Source organism: Plantactinospora soyae, assembly GCF_014874095.1.
GTDB lineage: Bacteria > Actinomycetota > Actinomycetes > Mycobacteriales > Micromonosporaceae > Plantactinospora > Plantactinospora soyae.
Genome location: NZ_JADBEB010000001.1, coordinates 2,551,611 through 2,571,262 on the forward strand (window position 1 = coordinate 2,551,611; position 19,652 = coordinate 2,571,262).

General features: G+C 72.6%; 14 protein-coding genes and 1 riboswitch. Of the genes, 6 read left to right on the forward strand and 8 right to left on the reverse strand.

The window, feature by feature from the left end:
• Positions 1–26: 26 nt before the first annotated feature.
• The 3 genes from H4W31_RS11405 to H4W31_RS11415 are packed head-to-tail and all read right to left on the reverse strand — an operon-like array spanning position 27 to position 4,901.
• A complete protein-coding gene (locus tag H4W31_RS11405; protein ID WP_192766632.1) occupies positions 27–497 on the reverse strand; it encodes a roadblock/LC7 domain-containing protein in 471 nt (156 codons plus the stop codon).
• Positions 494–3,583: a sensor histidine kinase gene (locus H4W31_RS11410; protein WP_192766633.1), complete on the reverse strand. Its 3,090-nt coding sequence runs from the start codon at positions 3,581–3,583 to the stop codon at positions 494–496. The genes H4W31_RS11405 and H4W31_RS11410 overlap by 4 nt, the downstream gene beginning before the upstream one ends.
• A complete protein-coding gene (locus H4W31_RS11415) occupies positions 3,570–4,901 on the reverse strand; it encodes a hypothetical protein (protein ID WP_192766634.1) in 1,332 nt (443 codons plus the stop codon). Before H4W31_RS11415 ends, H4W31_RS11410 begins: the two co-directional genes overlap by 14 nt.
• A gap of 401 nt (positions 4,902–5,302) precedes the next feature.
• Here H4W31_RS11415 and H4W31_RS11420 point away from each other — a divergent pair, with 401 nt between their 5' ends.
• On the forward strand, positions 5,303–8,323 hold the full coding sequence (locus H4W31_RS11420; RefSeq protein WP_192766635.1) for an alpha/beta fold hydrolase: 3,021 nt from the start codon (positions 5,303–5,305) through the stop codon (positions 8,321–8,323).
• A complete protein-coding gene (locus H4W31_RS11425) occupies positions 8,323–9,216 on the forward strand; it encodes an ABC transporter permease subunit (protein WP_192766636.1) in 894 nt (297 codons plus the stop codon). The genes H4W31_RS11420 and H4W31_RS11425 overlap by 1 nt, the downstream gene beginning before the upstream one ends.
• Positions 9,217–9,300: 84 nt before the next feature.
• Here the strand turns inward: H4W31_RS11425 and H4W31_RS11430 are convergent, their stop codons facing one another.
• The 4 genes from H4W31_RS11430 to H4W31_RS11445 all read right to left on the reverse strand — a co-directional run bounded on the left by H4W31_RS11430 (position 9,301) and on the right by H4W31_RS11445 (position 13,850).
• Positions 9,301–9,795: an SRPBCC domain-containing protein gene (locus H4W31_RS11430; protein ID WP_192766637.1), complete on the reverse strand. Its 495-nt coding sequence runs from the start codon at positions 9,793–9,795 to the stop codon at positions 9,301–9,303.
• A gap of 152 nt (positions 9,796–9,947) precedes the next feature.
• Positions 9,948–12,740, reverse strand: coding sequence for a LuxR C-terminal-related transcriptional regulator (locus H4W31_RS11435; protein WP_192766638.1), 2,793 nt, complete (start codon positions 12,738–12,740; stop codon positions 9,948–9,950).
• Between the two features lie 77 nt (positions 12,741–12,817).
• Positions 12,818–13,096: a DUF6295 family protein gene (locus H4W31_RS11440; RefSeq protein ID WP_192766639.1), complete on the reverse strand. Its 279-nt coding sequence runs from the start codon at positions 13,094–13,096 to the stop codon at positions 12,818–12,820.
• A gap of 10 nt (positions 13,097–13,106) precedes the next feature.
• Positions 13,107–13,850: a dienelactone hydrolase family protein gene (locus H4W31_RS11445; protein WP_192766640.1), complete on the reverse strand. Its 744-nt coding sequence runs from the start codon at positions 13,848–13,850 to the stop codon at positions 13,107–13,109.
• Between the two features lie 274 nt (positions 13,851–14,124).
• Positions 14,125–14,240, forward strand: a riboswitch (SAM riboswitch).
• A 13-nt stretch (positions 14,241–14,253) separates the two neighbouring features.
• On the opposite strand from H4W31_RS11445, the gene thrC reads away from it, so the two are divergent.
• The 3 genes from thrC (at position 14,254) to paaN (ending at position 18,729) form a co-directional block, all read left to right on the forward strand.
• The gene (gene thrC, locus H4W31_RS11450; RefSeq protein WP_192766641.1) at positions 14,254–15,549 is read left to right on the forward strand and encodes a threonine synthase; all 1,296 of its coding nucleotides are present in this window, start codon (positions 14,254–14,256) and stop codon (positions 15,547–15,549) included.
• Positions 15,550–15,977: 428 nt separating this feature from the next.
• A complete protein-coding gene (locus tag H4W31_RS11455; protein WP_192766642.1) occupies positions 15,978–17,003 on the forward strand; it encodes a GNAT family N-acetyltransferase in 1,026 nt (341 codons plus the stop codon).
• Between the two features lie 52 nt (positions 17,004–17,055).
• The gene (paaN, locus tag H4W31_RS11460) at positions 17,056–18,729 is read left to right on the forward strand and encodes a phenylacetic acid degradation protein PaaN (RefSeq protein ID WP_192766643.1); all 1,674 of its coding nucleotides are present in this window, start codon (positions 17,056–17,058) and stop codon (positions 18,727–18,729) included.
• Between the two features lie 63 nt (positions 18,730–18,792).
• Here paaN and H4W31_RS11465 read toward each other — a convergent pair whose 3' ends face one another.
• The gene (locus tag H4W31_RS11465) at positions 18,793–19,281 is read right to left on the reverse strand and encodes a GNAT family N-acetyltransferase (protein ID WP_318783729.1); all 489 of its coding nucleotides are present in this window, start codon (positions 19,279–19,281) and stop codon (positions 18,793–18,795) included.
• 1 nt (position 19,282) lies between these two features.
• Here H4W31_RS11465 and H4W31_RS11470 point away from each other — a divergent pair, with 1 nt between their 5' ends.
• Positions 19,283–19,633, forward strand: a complete 351-nt coding sequence (locus H4W31_RS11470; protein WP_192766645.1) for a hypothetical protein — start codon at positions 19,283–19,285, stop codon at positions 19,631–19,633.
• Positions 19,634–19,652: the final 19 nt, after the last annotated feature.

A 19,652-nucleotide genomic window follows, 5' to 3' on the forward strand; every position in this document is an offset into this window, starting at 1 on the left:
CGGCCCGGACGCCGCACCACCTCCGATCACGACTGCACGGAGTTCTTCAGCTCGACGATGAGCCGAGGGGTGAGCGCTCCTCCGGCCCGACCCGCGAACAGGGTCATCTCGTACGCGACGGTGCCGAGGTTGGCCGTTCGGTCGGCGACCACCCCCAGTACCGAGCCGCTGCTGATCGCGCTGACCAGCAGGTAACCGTCGGTCATGTCCACCACGACCCGGTTGAGCGCACCCAGGGTGTACCAGTTGGCGGCTCCACTGGCCAGGCTGGTCATCCCGGACACCACCGCGGCGAGTCGTTCGGCGTTGGACCGGTCCTTGATCGACGACATGGCCATCAGCAGGCCGTCGGAGGAAACCGCGATCGCCTCCTGTACGCCGGCCGTGCCGGAGGTGAACGAGTCGAGCAGCCAGTTGAAGGTCCGGGCCTCCTGACTCAGTTCGCCGGTGCCGTTTCCCTGCAGGTCCTGTTCCATGCGGATGAAGGGAGTGCTCATCGTGGTGTTCCCTCTTCGTGGCGGTTGTCTGAACGGACTTCGTTCAGCGCGCGGGCGACGCCGGACTCGAACTGCATGATCAACTCGCGGGCCCGGTCGGGATCGTCCGGCGTGGCGGTCGCGATGTTGGGTGGCGCCGGGACGCTCAGGTTCGCGCCGGGAACCCGCCGGTTGAGTTGCGGCGGAGCGGCACCCGTTCCGGCGCCAGCGGTACCCGGGCCGGCAGGAGCACCCGGTCCGGTGGCACCGGATTCCGCCGTTCCCACTCCGTTGGCGCGGGCTGCCGTCGTCGCCGGCCGCTGGCCAGCCTGTCCCGGCTGGGAGCCACCGGATTCCGGCCGTGCCGGGTCGCCGTGCTCTGGTCGGGCGCCACCCTGGCCGGTCCGGGGGTCACCGTGCTCCGCGCGTACCTCGGTCGGTGCCCGGCGGCTGCTCTCGTACTCCGGGCGGCTGCTCTCGGGCTCCGGCGCCGGTCGCGGAGTGGGCGGCCGGGACTGCTGCTCGCGTTGCGCCCGGCGTACCCCGGCCTCGAACTCCTCGATCAACGCCCGTACCACCGACGGGTCGGCCGGGGTCGGTTCGGGCCGGGTCTTGGGGCCGGTGGCGGGGAGTTGGGCGCCCGGAACCCGCTGGCGCAGCCCTGCGCCTGGGCCGGCGGCCGTCGGTCCCGGGCCGCTGTCGACGGCGCCCGTCGCCGGGCCACCGGCAGCCGGCTGGCCGGGCGCACCGTTGCGCTGGCCGGGGTGACCCGGTCGGTCCGAGCCGTTGGCCGGCCCCCGGGCTTCCGGGTGCTCCGGCGATTCCCCATGGTTGGTGCTGGCCGGTTGGCCCGTGACGTCCGGCCCGGTGCTCTCGGGTGACCGGGTCAGGAAGGCGTTCCAGGGCCGGCCGGAGGCCAGTGACCGGGTCGCCCGACTGATCAGCTCGGCGTCGAAGACCGGCGCGGTCGAGGCCGCCGCCGGCACCAGTTCCGGAATCGGGGCCATCGGCAGCACGTCCGGCCTCGGGGCCAGGCTCGGCCTCGGCGACATGTCCGGCCTCGGTGCGACGTCCGGCCTTGGCACCACGGTCGGCTCCGGTCTCGGCGCCACGGTCGGCCTCAGGATCGGGTTCTCCACCGGGAGCCGGCCCGGCACCAGGGCCATCGGCGGTCCGGCGTCGGGAACGTGGACCGGCCGGACGGGCAGCGGCTGCTGCACCGGTGCCCGGGCCACCACCGGCGCCTCCGGGTGGCGGGTGATCAGCAGTTGGTCGTCGATCTCGACGCCCACGGTCACCCCGCCGCCGGGCGTGGTCGCGGAGAGGGTCACCTGCCAGCCGTGCCGTCGGGCGAGCCGACCGACCACGAACAGTCCGAGTACCTCGGTCGGCACGAGGTCGAGCCGCTCGCGTCGGGTCAACCGGGCGTTCTCCTCGGCCAGCCGCTCCGGTGTCATGCCGATGCCGTGGTCGACCAGGTTGAGCCGTACCCCGCCGGGCATGACCTCGGTGAGCACCGTCACCCGGGTGTGCGGCGGGGAGAAGGCTGTGGCGTTCTCCATGAGTTCGGCCAGGGTGAGGACGAGGTCACCGATGACCCCGGGTGCCACCGCGACATCGAGCCGGACCTGCACGTCGACCCGGGTGTAGTCCTCGATCTCACCGAGTGCCAGCCGGACCACGTCGCCGAGCGGCAGCGGAGCCACGTGCCCGTCCCCGCCGGCCCCGCCGGAGAGCACGACCAGGCTGCTCGCGTTGCGGCGCAGCCGGCTGGAGACGTGGTCGAGCCGGTACAGGTGCTGTAGGCGGCCCGGATCCGTCTCCTGCTGTTCCAGCCGGTCGATCAGCGCGATCTGCCGACCGACCAGATTCTGGGTACGCCGTCCCACGTGCCCGAACATCTGGGCCACGTTGCGCCGGCTGGCGGCCTGCCGCTCGACCAGCCGGGCGGCCGTACCCTGCACCCGTTCGAAGGCCCGGGCCAGGTCGCCGATCTCGTCCCGGCCGCGTACGTCCACCGGGTCGAGCCGGATCGGGTCGGGCGACTCGGACTCGTCGTCGACGATCCGGACCAGTTCCGCCTCGGCGACCCGGGCCATCCGGTCGGCGGAGACGGTCAGCCGGGTCAGCGGCCGGGCGACGGTACGGGCCACGGCCAGGCTCAGCAGCATCATCAGCGCGATGATGAGCAGCACCAGCAGACCCACGGTGTACGCGCCCGCGATCGCCCGCTGACGCTGCTCGGTCACCTCGCTGACCACATCGGTGACGATCTTCTTCTCGATGAACTGGCCGAGGGTGGTCAGCGAGGAGACGGCCGGGAACAGCCGTTCCAGGGAGAGCCCGATCACCGCGCCGGTCGGGTTGAGCGAGCCGACGCTGAGGAACTCGGGGCTGGTCCGGGCCGCCACCGCCCGCTCCACCAGCCCGTACAGCTCGTTCTGGGCCGGTGTGGCGAAGCCACGGAACCGGGCCAGATTAGATTGCAGCCGGGACATGTTGGCCACGTACGCGGTGCCGGCGGAGGGGCTCTTCGTCCCGACGACCAGCACGATCAGGGTGCCGGCGGCGCTGATCCCCTCGTCGGTCCGGAGCACCGCGTCCAGGGCGATCATCTGTCGGCCCTCGGGCGTGTTCGCGTCCGCGCTCCGGACCAGTCGCAACGACTCGATCAGGCTGGTGTGGCTGTACGCGAACCCGTTGACCACCTCGTCCGGGCTGATCCGTCGGGCGAGTACGCCGAGCCGTACGTCGGTGAGCCGCTGCACGGTGCCGAGGGCGGTCTCGATCTCCGGGGTCACATCCTCGCCGAGTTCGGCGCGCAGGTCGGCGAGCCGGTCTCCGACCTGCGCGGTCTGCTTGACCAGTTCGGACCGGCCGACGACGTTCAGCAGGTAGCCGATCGAGAGCAGACGCTCCAGTTGCAACTCCTGCACCAGGGTGCCGACCCGGCCGGCCCGGCGTACGGAGTCCGCGGTGTCGGCCGCCTTCCGGGCCGAGTCGATCCGGTCGACCAGCACCGGTACGGCGAGGCCGATGGTGCTGAGCAGCGGGATGATGACGAGCAGGGCGAGCCTGCCCCGGATCCGCAGCCTACCGAGCAGCATCGGGACGTCCCCAGTGCGCCGGTTGGCCGTCCTGGCCGCCGGGCATGGCCGGATTGGCCTGTCCGGCGGGTACCGGGTCCGGCCAGTCCGGCAGTGGGCTACGCCGGCCCGGGTCGCCAGCGGGGTCCGGCCGGTACGACCGGCGCTCGGGCAGCGGCGACGGTGGCGCCAGCGGTGGTGGTCCGGCCAGCGGTGGCGGTCCGGCCAGCGGTGACCCGAGAACGGGCGGTGGTTCGGCCAGTGGTGGCCCGCCCAGCGGCGGTCCGACCTCGCGGGCCAGGCCGGGGCGGGCCTCGTCGGCCGGGATGATGCCGGGTTCACCGAGGTAGGCGGAGCCGGGCCGGGTCGTCCGGCCGGCGACCAGGGTACCGGCGGCCAGGGCCACGATCATCAGCACCGCGAGTGCGAGCGCGGCGATCGCGATCAGTCCCTGGTCGGTCAGTTCGCCGGCGCGCTCCGCGAGCAGGATGTCCAGCTCGGCCAGGATGATCGTGGAGAGTTCGGCTCCGGACAGGTGTGCCGAGGACCGGGCGGTGCTCACCTGGATCGGGTCCGCACCCCGGGGATCCGAGGTGAGTCCGGCCAGTGTCTCCACCGCGCGCTGGTAGCCGTCGAGCCGCCGGAGCAGGTTGCCGCCCAGGGTCCGGCTCTCGGTGTCCTCGACCGCCACCCGCAGGCCGCTGACCAGGTCGCTCGCGGGTTCGACCACGGCGGCGCGGGCCAGAGCCAGCTGGCCGGCGGTCCGCAGCCGCTCGGACGTCGGACGCTTCGCCGCCATCACGGTGAGGTCGGCGAGGCGACCGGCCGCGACCAGGGCCTCCGGCAGTTCCTCGGCCGCGGCGTCCTGGAGGTGGTACGAATCCGATTCCGGGTCCCGGATCAGGCCGGAACTCTCCCGCACCTTGGCGTAGAGGGCCAACAGCAGGTCGCCGGCCTCGCTGTACGCCGCCGACGCGGTGGCCGGATCCGTCGGGGTGCTGTCCGGCAGCGCCTCGATCTTGGCGCGTATCCCGGCCCAGCGCTCGCTGGTCCGCAGTTCGGCGCCGTACCGGACGTCCACCGCGCTGGTGTTCTCGACCGCACTCCGCAGCGCCTCGCGGGCGCCCGAACGACCCGCCACCGCGCTGGACTGGGCGTCGACCAGGGCGACCGTGACCGGCCCGAGTGCACGAAGGTACTCGATGCCGTGCCGTTCCCGGTCCGCGTACGCCCGCCGCTCGTCGGTGGTCTGCCAGTGCGAGCTGAACAGCACACCGATCGGTACCAGCAGGGCGACCGCGAGGAGCACTCGCAGCACCACACCGGTCCGTTTCGACACGCGCCGAGACCGCTGCGCGGTAACTGTCATCGTCCATCTCCATCGGCGAGGGGTGCGATCTGGTGGAGGGCGTGGGGAGGCCGCCGGTCCCGTCCACCGGACCGGAAAACTAATGGACTTCGGACCCGGACGATCCAGGTCGAGCAGTCAGTTATGCGTCACTTGGGTACAGGTAACGCCCAGTGACCGAAAATGTCACTCGTTGTGCATAGTTGCCTAGGCGCATGTATCGATTAATGGCTGGTGCACCGAAAGATCGGAATTCACGGGATCCGAATATGCTTCGCCGGATACCGCCCCTCCCGGCGCGGACGACCAACCGTCCACACCGAACGGGCCAGCCGGACGGACGTACGGCGGATCTCAGCCAACCCTCAGGCGCCGCGCCGTACGGTGTGCCCATGCCTTCCCGACTGCTGGCGCGGCTGCGCCGTGTCCTGCGCCCGGCCGAGCCGGACCGACCGGACGCCGCCGGCCCGAACCCGCCCGCGCGGCCGTGGCGGGCCCGCCTGACCCGGCGGCGGGTGGTGGCCGGGTCGACCGTGGTGGTGCTGCTCGCGGCGCTGGTCGGCTGGGCGGTCTGGCCGGAACAGCGGTCGTACTCCACAACGGACTCGATGATCACCGTCCGGTCCGGGCCGAACGGGGACCAGCCGGTCGATCTGGATACCACGTTCTACCTGCCGGAGGGGGCGAGTTCGGCCCGGCCGGCCCCGGCGGTGCTGCTGGCGCACGGGTTCGGCGGTACGAAGCGTTCGGTCTCCTCCGACGCGCAGGACCTGGCCGACCTCGGGTACGCCGTGCTGACGTACACCGCCCGGGGGTTCGGGCGCAGCACCGGGCAGATCCACCTGGACAATCCCGACTACGAGGTACGGGACGCCTCCCGGCTGCTCGACTGGCTCGCCCAGCGACCGGACATCCGCAAGGACGCGGCCGGTGACCCCCGGGTGGGCGTCGTCGGCGGCTCGTACGGCGGCGGACTGGCCCTGCTGCTCGCCGCCCAGGACCAGCGGGTGGACGCCATCGTGCCGATGATCACGTGGCACGACCTGGCCCGCTCCTTCCTGCCCGAGTCCACCGGCCGGGAACCGGTCGACGGGGTGTTCAAGAAGGGCTGGGCCGGCATCTTCTTCGGCAGCGGAAGCGGTGGCGGGCTCGGCGGCCTGGGCGCCCCGGGCGGTGCCGGCAACCCGGGCGGAAGTTCCGACGACGAGTCCGGCCCGGACGACGAATCCGGTCCGGAGGGCACCGGGAACGAGCCTCCGGCCGGCCAGGACCCGGTGCTCGGCACGGTGCCGGGGGCGGTACCCGGAGCCACCCCGACCGATCCGGCCTGCGGTCGCTTCGCCGCCGACGTCTGCGCCGCGTACCTGCGGATCGCCACCACCGGCCGGGGCGACCCGGCGGCGGTCGAGCTGCTCCGCCGGTCCAGCCCGGCCGGGGTGCTCGACCGGATCAAGGCGCCCACCCTGCTGGTCCAGGGCGCGGCGGACACCCTCTTCCCGCTCGCCGAGGCCGACGCCAACGCCCGGGGCATCGCGGCGGCCGGCACCCCGGTCCGGGTCGCCTGGTTCACCGGCGGACACGACGGCGGCGAGGGCCCGCAGACCGACCAGGACCGGCTCCGTTTCCTGATGGCCCAGTGGCTCGACCACTACGTCAAGGGTGCCGGCGAGGCGCCGTCGGCCAGCTTCACCTGGTCCCGGATCGCCGGCTTCGACGCGCTGGACCGTGGCCTGGTCGCCACCGGCTTCTCCGTCGCCGACTACCCCGGCGTCGGTGGCGCCGCCACCAGCACCGTCGGGGTCGCCGGGCCGCAGCAGCGGATCGCGAACCCGCCCAACGGAAATCCGGCGGCGATCTCGGCGCTGCCGTTCGCCGGCGGGTTCTCCTCGCTGCTCGACGGCGTGGCCGGTGACCTGCCGGGCCAGCACGCCCGGTTCGAGTCGGCACCGCTGGAGCACGCGGTCGACGTGGTCGGCTCGCCGAGCGTCGCGATCCGGGCCGCCTCGCCGACCGGCGAGGCGGTGCTCTTCGTGAAGCTCTACGACGTCGACCCGACCGGTCCGGCCGCGCTCTCCAACGGCCTGGTCGCCCCGGTACGGCTGACCGGCCTGCCCGCCGACATCGCGGCGGCCGTACCGGTCCGGGTGACCCTGCCGGCGATCGTCCGCCGGATCGAGGCCGGACACCGGCTCCGGATCGTGGTCGCCAGCTCCGACCAGGGCTACGCCACCCCGGCCGAGCCGGTCACCTACACCGTCGCGCTCGGCGGGGCGGGTGGGAACGTCGGGGCGGTTCCGGGCGGTGCCGCCCTGACCGGCGCCGAGGTGTCGCTGCCGACGGTCGACGGCACGCCGATCGCCACCCCGGCGGTGGCCTGGCGCTGGACCCTGGTCGGCCTGCTCGCCGCCATCGTGCTCGGGCTCGTCGTGGTCGTCGCCGTGGTACGCCGCCGGCACCGCCGGCACGACACCTCGATCGTCCCCGGGTACGCCGACACCCCGCTGGTGGTCCGCGAACTACGCAAGGAGTACGCCGACGGCTTCGTCGCGGTCTCCCGGATCGACTTCGAGGTGCACCGGGGTCAGGTGGTCGGCCTGCTGGGGCCGAACGGCGCCGGCAAGACCACCACCCTCCGGGTGCTGATGGGGCTGACCCAGCCGACCGCGGGCGAGATCCACGTCTTCGGCCACCGGCTGGTACCCGGCTCGCCGGTGCTGTCCCGGATCGGCTCCCTGGTCGAGGGACCGGGCTTCCTGCCACATCTGAGCGGGCTGGAGAACCTGCGGGCGTACTGGCGGGCGACGGGTCGGAAGTGGGCGGACGCGCACTTCGACGAGGCGCTGGAGATCGCCGGGCTCGGCGACTCGGTGCACCGCAAGACCCGCAAGTACAGCCACGGAATGCGGCAGCGGTTGGCGATCGCGCAGGCCATGCTCGGCCTGCCGGAGCTGCTGGTGCTGGACGAGCCGACCGACGGGCTCGACCCGCCGCAGATCGCCGAGATGCGCCGGGTGCTGCGCCGGTACGCCACCGACGGTCGGGCCGTACTGGTCTCCAGCCACCTGCTGGCCGAGGTGGAACAGACCTGTACGCACGCGGTCGTCGTACACAAGGGGACGATCGTGGCGTCCGGTCGGGTGGACGAGATCGTCGGCGAGTCCCCGAGCACCCAGTTCGACGTCTCCGACGATGCCGCCGCGCGGGCCGTACTCGACCGGCTGGACGGGGTACGGGTGCTGCCGGACCCGGACGGCGGCCTGGTGGTGGACACCAACGGCACCGCCCGGAGCGAGGTGGTGGCCGAACTGGTCCGGGCCGGTGTCGGGGTCGACCGGGTGGTGCCCCGGCGTCGCCTGGAGGACGCCTTCCTCGCCCTGGTCGGGGAGAACTCTCGGGGAAGCGGGGACCGCTGATGACGACCATCGAGACCAACACCGTCGGTACGCCGGACGCGGCGGGCGGTGCGGCCGGCTACCGGCCCGGGGCCACGCTCTCGATCGCCGCCGAGTGGCGCCGGCAGGCCTCGCGGCGGCGTACCCAGCTCGCGCTGGGGTTCATGGTGCTGCTGCCACTGGTCATCCTGGTCGCCTTCCAGTTCGAGAGTTCCGGGGACGACGACAACGGCGGGGGCGAGTTCGGCAGCCTGATCGAGATGGCCACCACCGGCGGGCTCAACTTCACCCTCTTCTCGCTGCTCGTCTCGTCGTCGTTCCTGCTGGTCGTCGTGGTGGCGCTGTTCTGCGGCGACACGGTGGCGAGCGAGGCGAGCTGGGGAAGCCTGCGTTACCTGCTGGCCGTACCGGTGCCCCGGGCCCGGCTGCTGACGGTGAAGCTGGTGGTCGCGCTGGCGTACTCGCTGCTGGCCCTGCTGCTGCTCGCCGGCACCGCCATGCTCGCCGGCACCCTCCGGTACGGCTGGGAGCCGCTGAGCAGCACGGTGGCGGCGCAGATCCCGGCCGGGGAGGGGTTGCTACGGCTGCTCGGCATCCTCGGCTACCTGGCGGTCGTACTGCTGGTGGTGGCCGGCCTGGCGTTCCTGCTGTCGGTGACCACGGACGCGGCGCTGGGCGCGGTCGGCGGGGCCGTGCTGCTCTGGATCCTGTCCAGCATCCTGGACCAGATCACCGCGCTCGGGGTGCTCCGGGACTTCCTGCCGACGCACTACAGCCAGGCCTGGCTGGGCCTGCTCTCCACTCCGGTGCAGACCGACGACATCGTCAAGGGCGCCATCTCGGCGATCTGCTACGCCACCGTCTTCTGGTCGCTCGCCTTCTGGCGCTTCACCCGCAAGGACGTCGTCTCCTGACCCCCACCGGCCCGGGGACGCGGCTCGCGCCCCACATGCGGACGTGCCGGGGCCGGCTGGAGACCGACCCCGGCACCTGACCACTCAGGCGGTGAGGGGCGATCCGGTCTCCAGCAGGGTCTTCAGGTCGCTGAGCACGAACGGCCAACCACCACCGGTACCGGGCAGGTCGCCGGCGAGCAGGGCGGCGGTGTTCGGGGCGCCGGTGACGTCGTGCGTGACGGTGAGCGTGACCAGGCCGCGTTCGTCCTGGGCGATGTCGTAGCTGAGCCGGGTCGGGCTCTCGGTCGCCATGCTGGGGTCGCCCGTCATCCGCCAGGTCAGCGCCAGTCGGGTGCCCGGTTGGGCCTCGATGACCTCGCCCTCGATGATGACGGTGCGGACGTCCGGGCCGACCCACGCCTCACTGGCGTAGCCGCGGTAGACGCCGCCGGGCCGCGCCTCGATGTCGATGCGGCCGCCGTAGCCGTAGCGCTGGGTCCACTCCGACTCGGTCAACGCGGCCCAGATCTGTTCCGGGCTGGCCTTGAGATAGACCCGGTGGGTCTGGACGGTCGTCTCCCGCAAGGTGTCGGTCATGATCACTCCTTGGTCCGGAGGCACCCGCCGTGCCGGGTGCCGCTCCTGACCTGACCCTCCACCGCGCAGCGGCGGGGCACATCCGTGGCCGACACGGATCCGGCCACTGACCGCGCTCCGGTCGACGAGCACGGATCGCGGCTCGGTGCCGGCTACCTCCCGCCGACGGGTGGCGGCTTCCCACCGACGGGTGGCGGCTTCCCGCTGGCCGGTGGCGGCGGCAGCCCCAGCGACTCGAGTTCGGCCCGCCCCTCGGGCTCGCGGCCCGGCAGGAGCAGCAACGTGTACGCGTGCTCGGCCCGGGCACCGATCCGCCGGAAACCGGCCAGCGAGGCGGCGAGCGCGTCGACGTCGCCGTGCAACCGGCCCCTGGCCCGGGTCAGGCAGGCATCAGACCACGCGTTCCCGGCCGTCGTCCGGTCGGCGACCGAGATCCGTTCCACCGCATCCGGCAGCCCGGCGACGACCGCCAACTCCGCACCCGCGGCACAGGCGTACGTGTCGTACCGGTACGAGTGGAAGTCGCCGAAGGCCCGGTCGACCAGCCTCGACGCGTCGGCGAACTGATTGAGGTGGACGGCGGTACGGCACTGGGCGAAGACCACCGACGGAAGTCGCGACACGTCGACGCTGGGGCCACCTGGGAACTCCGCGAGGCGACGACGCCAGAGTAGGAGATTCTCGCGGTGGTGGCGCAGCCCGTAGCCGAGTACCGCGGACGCCGCGACGCTCACCATGTAGCCGACCGGCGGGCGTCCGGCCCGCTGCCAACCGTCCCACAGCACGTTGGCATGCCCCAGCGCCTCGTCGATACCGCCCGTGAGCAGCAGCGCCGGTACGAGGGTGCTCACGGCGTAGTAGGAGCGGTTGCCGAAAAGGTCGTCCTGCACCATCTGCCGCGCCAGATCCAGCGCGCTGGGCAGGTCACCGGCCCGCAGTGCGGAGGTGGCCGCCATCTGGAAGATGTCGTCGATCTCCGGTGCCGCTCGCGGGTCGGTGCGGTCGAGTGTCGGCAGCAGGCCCAACCGCTCCTGGCTGATCCGGTATGCCTCCGCCGGCCTGCCCGTCTGCGCCGCCGCACTGCCCAGTGCATCGAGGCCCGCGCTGACCAGCACCGGGTCACCGCTGTTCCGGGCCACCTCCGCTGCGGTACGGGCGAGCACGGGATCGGCGTCGAATCTGCGGCTGGAGACGTTCCACGCCGCGGCGACGGCGATGGCGGCGGCGACGGCGGGATCACCGGGGTCGCCGACGGCACGGGCCTCGTCGAGCAGGCCGCCCAGGCGCTCGTGGGAGATGTCGCTGGCGATGCGGCCGTCGCAGCGGTTGACGAGTTCGACCAGCCGGGCCAGCGTGATCGCCATGGCATTGCCGTCGCCGGCGGCCTCGGCGCGTCGGGCGGAGGCGAGCAGCAGGTCGACGACCCGTGCTCCCGATGCCATGCCGATCATCGCGCAGTCCGCCGCGCTACGCAGATCCAGCGCCGCATCGGCAGGTCCGGGCGCCCGCTCGGCCGCCTGGAGGTAGTAGCTCACCGAGTCCGCCAGGAACCGGCGCGCGTACGTGAGCCGGCCGAGCGCGCGCGCCAACCGGTGGCACGTGGTGCCGGAGGCGGACGGACAGATCAGCAGCGCGGCGCGCAGGTCGTCGGCGAGGGCGTCGAAGTCGTCCCGCCACTCGTCGCCCAGCCGCTCGACCAGTTTCCCGGCCGCCGTGGACGCCCAGTCCAGATAGCGGTCGAACACCTCGGCCCGGCCCTGGTCGGCGTCCAACAGCTCCCGCGCGAACGCCCGTACGGTGCCCAACAGCCGCCATCGACCCGCGTCGCGCTGGTGCGTCACCAGGCTCTTGTCCACCAGCCGGCCGAGCAGATCCGCGGTCTCGGCCAGGCTGTCCCCGCCCGACACGACCATGGCCGCGCCGAGGTCGAAGCCACCGGCGAACACGGCAAGACGCCGGAACAGCACCTGTTCGACGTCGTCGAGCAGGCCGTAACTCCAGTTGAGTACCGCGCGCAACGAGCGGTGCCGTTGGTCGGCATCCCGGCCGCCGGACAACATCCGCAGCGGATCCTGCAGGGCGGCGAGCAGACCGGCGGCGCCGAGCGACGCGCTGCGCGCGGCGGCGAGTTCGATCGCCAACGGCAGGTTGTCCAGGCGTACGCAGAGTTCCCCGACCACCACCGGGTCGTCGGCGGCGGAGCCGGCCGCACCAGCGCGATCGTCGAAGAGTTCCCGGCCGTCGGAATCCGGCAGCGGCAGCACCGGCACCACCCGCTCCCCGGGCGCGCCCAGGCGCTCGCGACTGGTGGCGACGATGGACACGCCCGGACAGCCGGACAGGATCCGCTCGGCGAACACCGCGACCGCGTCGAGCAGGTGCTCGCAGTTGTCCAGCACCAGCAGCGACCGGCTCTCGCCGAGCCACATCACGATGGCCTCGGTCAGCGGCTGCCGGGGACTCGGGGTGACACCCAGCGCGGCGGCCACCGCCTGGGCCACGAAGCCGTCCCGTACCGGGACGAGATCGACGAAGGCACCGCCGTCCGGGAACCGCGGCGCGGCCTCGGCGGCGAGTTCGACGGCGAGTCGGCTCTTGCCGACTCCACCCGTTCCGACCAGCATCACCAGCCGGGTGTCCGGCAGCGCGGCCAGCACCGAGTCCCGCTCCTGCCGGCGGCCGACAAACCTGGTACGCGGCACCGGCAGAGCCGCGACACCACCGGTACGCCGGGGCGGCGTCGCAGCGCGGGCGGCAGCGAACGCCGACAGGGCCCGGCGGTCGGCGACGCCGCACTTGCGCAGCAACGACGACACGTGGCTTTCCACGGTACGGACGGAGATGAACAGCCGCGCGGCGATCTCGGCGTTGGTGCACCGTTCACCGAGCAGCGCGAGCACCTCCGCCTCGCGTGCCGAGATGTCGACTTCCCCTGACGCCGTCACGGGCCCATCCTCGCCCATCGGGCCCGGTTGCCGGTGCGCCGGAGGTACGGCCACCGCCCGGCCCGCCGTACCCCCGGTCAGAGCTTCTGGTCCCGGCTGGCCATCCCGGCCGGAGCGGCGGCGAGCGCGGCGTGGATCGCCTCGACCAGGGCGAGCGCCGACTCCTCGGTCAGCTCGACCGCGACCCGGGCGGCCGGCCCGGCGGCCGGGTTCAGGAAGTCGATGTTGAGGGTGTGGGCGTACGGGGCGTGCGTCGGGTGGTCCACGTAGACGGTGGCGTCGCTGACCGGGAACCAGCCGCCGGCGCCCTTCCCGCTTCCCTCGACCTCTCGCCGCACGGTGACGTAGGTGCACATGCCGACCTCCTCAGGCGCCGAGTTGGCGGTCGAAGAACTCGCGGACCCGCTGCCAGCCCTCGGTCGCGGCGAGCGGCCGGTAGCTGGGCCGGTCCACGGCGAAGAAGCCGTGTCCGGCGTCGGGGTAGCTGTGGAACTCGTGTGGCTTGCCCAGCCGGGTCAGCTCTCCAGCCAACTCCGCCACCTGGGCGGGAGAGGGGTACTGGTCGTCCGCGCCGAACATGCCGAGCAGCGGGCAGGAGAGCGAGCCCGCCTGGTCCAGCAGCGGTGTCACGGCCAGCGGGAAGTTCTCCGGCGGGTTGCCGACGACGAACGCGCCGTAGCAGTCGACGGCGGCGTCCAGCGGCAGCCGGCAGGCGGCCAGGAACGCCTGCCGCCCACCGGAGCAGTACCCGATCACCCCGACCTTGCCGTTCGAGGCGGGGAGCCCGCGCAGGTGGTCGGCCGCGCCGCCGACGTCACCGACCAGCCGGTCATCGGGTACGCCGCCAGCGGCCCGAGCCGTGGCCGCCGCGTCGTCGGGGCTGGCGCCCGGCGCCTCCCGGCTGTAGAGGTTGGGGCAGATGGCCGCGTACCCGTAGCTGGCCAGTCGCCGGGTGATCTCCTTGGTCGACTCGTCGTACCCGGGCATGTGGTGGATCACCACCACGCCCCCGCGCGGCTCCGAGCCGACCGGCTGGGCCAGGTACGCCTCGATCTCGTCCCCGCCCGCCCCGGTGATCCGGACCGTTCCGGCCTGCATCGCGTCCCGCAACGTCGTGCTCCCGTCTCCTCCACCGGCCAGGGACCTTCGGCGACCGGACCGGCGCGCTGTCGTCGACGGTCCTGCCCTGGTCCGGCACGATCGTTAGCCTAAGGCAACGATCCACGGCCGGGATGCCGGCTCCCGGCGACGGCCTCACCCTCGCCGTGCCCGTCCCCGTCCCGTCCCCGTCTCGGGCCCGGAGCCGGTCGGGATATTGGTCACAGCGGGCGAGTGCCCGGGACAGCGGGATGGTCGGACCCGTAGACTGGCCGGACAACTTCATACCTCATCCAGAGGGGCTGAGGGATACGGCCCGATGACGCCCCGGCAACCACTCCACCGCGGAGCAGGTGCCAAATCCGTCCCCGCCGCGCCGTGCGGTCCCGGGAAAGATGAGAGGACGGCCATCGCCATGACGTCGATCATCGACGCGACCCCCAGTCAGACCACCGAGGTCACCCCCAGCCCCGCCCGCGCGCTGGTCTGTCGCGGCTGCGGATCCGAGTACCCGCTCGTCGCCCAGCATGCCTGCTTCGAGTGTTTCGGCCCGCTGGAGGTCGGCTACGACACCGAGGCACTGGCCCGGGTCACCCGGGCCGACATCGAGGCCGGCCCGCAGAACCTGTGGCGGTACGCCGCCCTGCTGCCGACCGGCCAGGACCCGGCCACCCGGGTCACCCTCGACCCCGGCCTCACCCCGCTGGTTCCGGCCCCCGGCCTCGCCGCCGAGCTGGGCATCCGGGCGCCGCTCTGGGTCAAGGACGACAGCGCCAACCCCACCCACTCGTTCAAGGACCGGGTTGTCTCGGTGGCGCTGACCGCCGCCCGGGAGCTCGGCTTCACCCGGTTCGCCTGCGCCTCGACCGGCAACCTGGCGAACTCGGTCGCCGCGCACGCGGCCCGGGCCGGGGTGCCGTCGATCGTCTTCATCCCCGGCGACCTGGAACTGGGCAAGGTGGTCACCACCGCCGTCTACGGCGGGGACGTGGTCGCGATCGACGGGTCGTACGACGACGTGAACCGGCTCTGCGGCGAACTGGTGGAGACCGACGAGTTCGAGGACACCGCGTTCGTCAACGTCAACGTCCGGCCGTACTACGCCGAGGGCTCGAAGACCCTGGGGTACGAGGTCGCCGAGCAGTTGGGTTGGCGGATTCCGGAGCAGGTGGTCATCCCGATGGCCAGCGGCGAACTGCTCACCAAGATTGACAAGGCGTTCAGCGAACTGGTCGAGATCGGCCTGGTCGAGGCCCCGGCCAACGGCTGGAAGGTCTTCGGCGCCCAGTCGGCGGGCTGCAACCCGATCGCCACGGCGCTGCACGCCGGCACCGACGTGATCACCCCGGTCCGGCCGACCGGCATCGCGAAGTCGCTCAACATCGGCGACCCGGCCGCCGGCCTCTACGCCCTGGAGGCGGTACGCCGGACCGGCGGCTGGATGGAGTACGCCGACGACGAGGAGATCCGGTCGGGGATCCGACAGTTGGCCCGGACCACCGGCGTGTTCGCCGAGACGGCCGGCGGGGTCACCGTGGCCGTACTGGCGAAGCTGGTGGCGAGCGGTCGGCTGGATCCGGACGCCGAGACGGTCGTCTACAACACCGGCGAGGGCCTCAAGACCCTCGACGCGGTGGCGGCCCAGGTCGGCCCGACGTACCGGGTCAAGCCGTCGCTGCGCGCGGTCCGCGACGCCGGCCTGCTCGGCTGAGTCGGCCCCTTCCCGCCGGACTCCACATTCTCAAGCGCGACGTCCCGGTCACCGTCCGGAACCGATGGTGACCGGGCGCGGCAGTGTGCGCGCCGTACGCGCATCTGCGGGCCACGGTCCACGACAGTGGTACGAATGCGGCCTGTAGCTGGGGATTTGCCACCGGTGACGAAAACACGCGGAAGAGGACTTGACGACTGCATCTGCAGGACGCAAGATGCTCCGTGCGGGAGGACGCACCGCCGTAGACTTTTTAAGCTCTTACGACCCAGCGCCGGAGGCGTTGTGCGGGCGTCCTCCCGACCAAATTCTTTCGACCGGGCCGACGCCCATCGGCCCGATGGACTCAACGACGATCCACCCGTTCGGGTGACGGTGCCCGCGATAATCGGTCGCGCCGGACCGGTACACCCGGCACTCTCGACGCCATGGACATCGTCGTCACCCCCCTGCACCTCGCCGCCGCGGACGGGGACGCCGCAGCAGAGCGGGCGTACGCGATCGAGGCCGCCTGTCGCGCGTTCGAGCAGCCGGACATGCCGCCGCTGTCCCGGCAGCGCTTCTTCGGCGGGCTGAGGCATCCGTGGCCGGGTGACGAGGAGCGGCACGCGCTGGCCTATCTCGACGGTGTGCCGGTCGGCCGTCTGGCGCTCACCCTGCCCCAGCTGGAGAACCGGGAGAACGCCCAGGTCGTCCTCATGGTGCACCCCGAGCACCGCCGTCGCGGCGTCGGCCGGGCCCTTCACGACTACGCCGTCGGGTTGCTCCGGGAGCAGAGCCGCAAGCGGATGATCGGTGAGACGGCCAGTATGGATCCCGCCGCCGGTCGGGGCGCGCCCGGCGACGCGTTCGCCGCCGCGATGGGGGCGCACCCGGCGCTCGCCGACGTACGCCGCCGGCTCGACCTGACCACGCTGGACGAGCCGGAGCTGGACCGGCTGTTGACCGCCGGCCTGACCCGCGCCGAGGGCTACTCGATCGTGCGCTGGCACGGGCGCGTCCCGGACGAGTACGCGGCGGACGTGGCCTACCTGGACAGCCGGCTGATCGAGGACGCGCCGATCGGCGACCTCACCTGGGAGGCGGCCAAACCGGACGTCGACCGGCTGCGCGGCATAGAAGCGGCACTCGACGCGCGGGGGCTGCGCTTCTACAACTGCGGCGCCCGCGACGACGCGACCGGCCGGCTGGTGGCCTGGACGGCGATCAGCCTCACCGGGGACTGCGACTGGCACGCCTTCCAGCAGATCACCCTGGTCGAACCGCGGCACCGCGGCCACCGCCTGGGCATCGTCATCAAGATCGAGAACCTTCGGTACGCGCGGACGCACGAGCCGGCGCTGCGGGTCGTCGACACGTACAACGCGGCGGTGAACGAGTACATGATCTCGATCAACGAGGCGCTCGGCTTCCAGGCGGTCGCCGGACTTAACAGCTGGCAGGCGACCATCTGAGTCGACCGGGCGGCGACTGGGACCGGTCCGGCGGGTGCGGCATGATGGCGGGATGACGGAGACCCCGCACCCCTTCTTCGCCCGGCACGCCGACACCCTGGAGCGTGCGCTGACCGCGATCACCGAGCGCGCCTACTGGTCCGCCTATCCCGAGTCGCCCAGCCCCCGGGTGTACGGCGAAACCGCCGCCGCCGAGGGCGAGGCCGCCTTCCGGGCGTACCTCGACGGGAAGTTCCCGCTCGACCAGCCCGGCACCGGCGACTGGGTGGCCACCGAGGCGAGCCCGTTCGGCATCGACCTCGGGGTGACGTACCCGCACGCCGACCCCGACGTGCTGCTGGCCGCAGCCGCGGCCGCGCTGCCCGGCTGGCGCGACGCCGGCCCGCAGACCCGGGTCGGCGTCTGTCTGGAGATCCTGGCCCGGCTGCACGCGCACATCTTCGAGCTGGCCAACGCGGTGCACGCGACCAGCGGGCAGGCGTTCGTGATGGCCTTCCAGGCCGGCGGCGCACACGCCCTGGACCGGGCGCTCGAATCGCTCGCCTACGCGTACCGGGAGATGACCCGGCAGCCGGCGACCGCGTCCTGGGAGAAGCCGGCCGGCAAGGGCGACCCGCTGCGGATGACCAAGACCTTCCACGTGGTGCCGCGTGGCGTGGCGCTGGCGATCGGCTGCAACACCTTCCCGACCTGGAACACCTACCCCGGCCTGTTCGCCTCGCTGGTCACCGGCAACCCGGTCGTGGTCAAGCCGCACCCCCGGGCCGTGCTGCCGCTCGCCATCACCGTCCGGTACGCCCGCGAGGTGCTGGCCGAGGCCGGGTTCGACCCGAACCTGATGCTGCTCGCCGCCGAGGCGCCCGGCGAGGGCCTCGCCTCCACCCTGGCGCTGCGGCCCGAGGTCAGGATCGTCGACTTCACCGGCTCCACCGAGTACGGCGACTGGCTCGAGGCCAACGCCCGGCAGGCCGCCGTCTACACCGAGAAGGCCGGGGTCAACGCGATCGTGGTCGACTCGACCGACGACTTCGCGGGAATGTGCCGCAACATCGGCTTCTCGCTGACCCTCTACAGCGGACAGATGTGCACCACCCCGCAGAACATCCTGGTGCCGGCCGGCGGAATCGACACCGACCAGGGACACAAGAGCTTCGACGAGGTCGCCGCCGGCATCGCCGGGGTGGTCGGGAAGCTCACCGGCGACCCGGCCCGCGCGGTCGAGCTGATCGGCGCGATCGTCAACGACGGCGTACTGGCCCGGCTCGACGAGGTTGCCGGGGTCGGCGAGCAGATCCTGCCGTCCCGCTCCGTCGAGCACCCCACCTACCCCGGTGCGGTGGTCCGGACCCCGCTGATCGCGAAGCTCGGCGCGGACGCCGTCGGCACGTACGGGCGGGAGTGGCTCGGCCCGATCTCGTTCGTCATCTCGACCGACTCCACCCCGCACAGCCTGGCCCTGCTCCGCCAGACGGTCGGCGAACGCGGCGCCCTCACCGCCGCCGTCTACTCCACCGACGACGCGGTCCTCGACGCCGCCGAGACGGCGGCGATCGAAACCGGAGTACACCTGTCCTGCAACCTGACCGGCGGCGTCTTCGTCAACCAGTCGGCCGCGTTCTCCGACTTCCACGGCAGCGGCGCCAACCCGGCCGCGAACGCGGCCCTCACCGACGGCGCGTACGTCGCCAACCGGTTCCGCGTGGTCCAGGCCCGCCGCCACAGCTGAAGTGAAAGGAAGGGCCCCTTCTTATCGTTTTCTGTAGAAGAAGGGGCCCTTCCTAACCGGTCCTCAGGTGGTGCGGCGCATCTGTAGTTCGCGGAGCGCGGGCACGATCGGATGTGCCACCCGTACGCCCGTGTCGACGAAACCGAGCCGCTCGTAGGCCCGTACGGCCCGGTCGTTGCCGACCACGACCTCCAGCAGTAGTTCCCTGCGGCCGGCGGCGCTGGACCAGGCGGCCACCTCGTCGATCAGGGCGGCCAGTAGTCCACTGCCCCGCCACGAGGGAGTGAGGTAGACGGCGAAGACGACGCTGACGCCCGGCTGGCCGTACGCCGCCTGTCCACCGGCGTGGCCGACGATCCGCCCGTCGACCTCGGCGATGAACGCCGCACTGCGGTGACCGGACGACATCCCGGCGACCCGGGCGGCTACCTCGGCGTGTGGCCGGGCCGCCGCGTCGGCGAGGGTCTCCAGGAAGGCCAGCGGCGAGTCGGCGAGCATCTCCAGTCGGATGGCCCGGAACCGGGCCGCGTCGGTGACTCGTACCCGGCGGATCGTGGGAAGGCCGGCCCTGGCGGCCGCGCTCGCCGCCGCCGTTCCGGATGCCGGACGGTCGCCGGACCGGTCCGCTCCGTCGGCCGGGTTCGGCGTCGCCAGCTCCGGGGACCCCGGACCCGGCGCTGTCCGGTTCGGAGCTGTCGGGTCCGGCGGGTTCGACGCTGTCCCGTTCGAAGCTGTCGGGTTCGGTGAATTCGACGCTGTCCCGTTCGGAGCTGTCGGGCTCGCCGGGTTCGCCCGGGACGGGCCGGTGGGTCGACCGAGCGCGGCGTTGGTGGCGGTCTGCGGGATGGGTGCCGGCACGTTCGCCATGGTCGCACGCCGTACGCCGCCCCGTTCCGCCGGGTAACCGGGCCTTTTCCGGTTCT

What these genes read in the sequence shown, in the direction of transcription:
- H4W31_RS11405 (WP_192766632.1), bottom strand. Translation starts at nt 497, where the DNA reads ATGAGCACTCCCTTCATCCGCATGGAACAGGACCTGCAGGGAAACGGC.
- H4W31_RS11410 (WP_192766633.1), bottom strand. Translation starts at nt 3,583, where the DNA reads ATGCTGCTCGGTAGGCTGCGGATCCGGGGCAGGCTCGCCCTGCTCGTC.
- H4W31_RS11420 (WP_192766635.1), top strand. Translation starts at nt 5,303, where the DNA reads ATGCCTTCCCGACTGCTGGCGCGGCTGCGCCGTGTCCTGCGCCCGGCC.
- H4W31_RS11425 (WP_192766636.1), top strand. Translation starts at nt 8,323, where the DNA reads ATGACGACCATCGAGACCAACACCGTCGGTACGCCGGACGCGGCGGGC.
- H4W31_RS11430 (WP_192766637.1), bottom strand. Translation starts at nt 9,795, where the DNA reads ATGACCGACACCTTGCGGGAGACGACCGTCCAGACCCACCGGGTCTAT.
- H4W31_RS11440 (WP_192766639.1), bottom strand. Translation starts at nt 13,096, where the DNA reads ATGTGCACCTACGTCACCGTGCGGCGAGAGGTCGAGGGAAGCGGGAAG.
- thrC (WP_192766641.1), top strand. Translation starts at nt 14,254, where the DNA reads ATGACGTCGATCATCGACGCGACCCCCAGTCAGACCACCGAGGTCACC.
- H4W31_RS11455 (WP_192766642.1), top strand. Translation starts at nt 15,978, where the DNA reads ATGGACATCGTCGTCACCCCCCTGCACCTCGCCGCCGCGGACGGGGAC.
- paaN (WP_192766643.1), top strand. Translation starts at nt 17,056, where the DNA reads ATGACGGAGACCCCGCACCCCTTCTTCGCCCGGCACGCCGACACCCTG.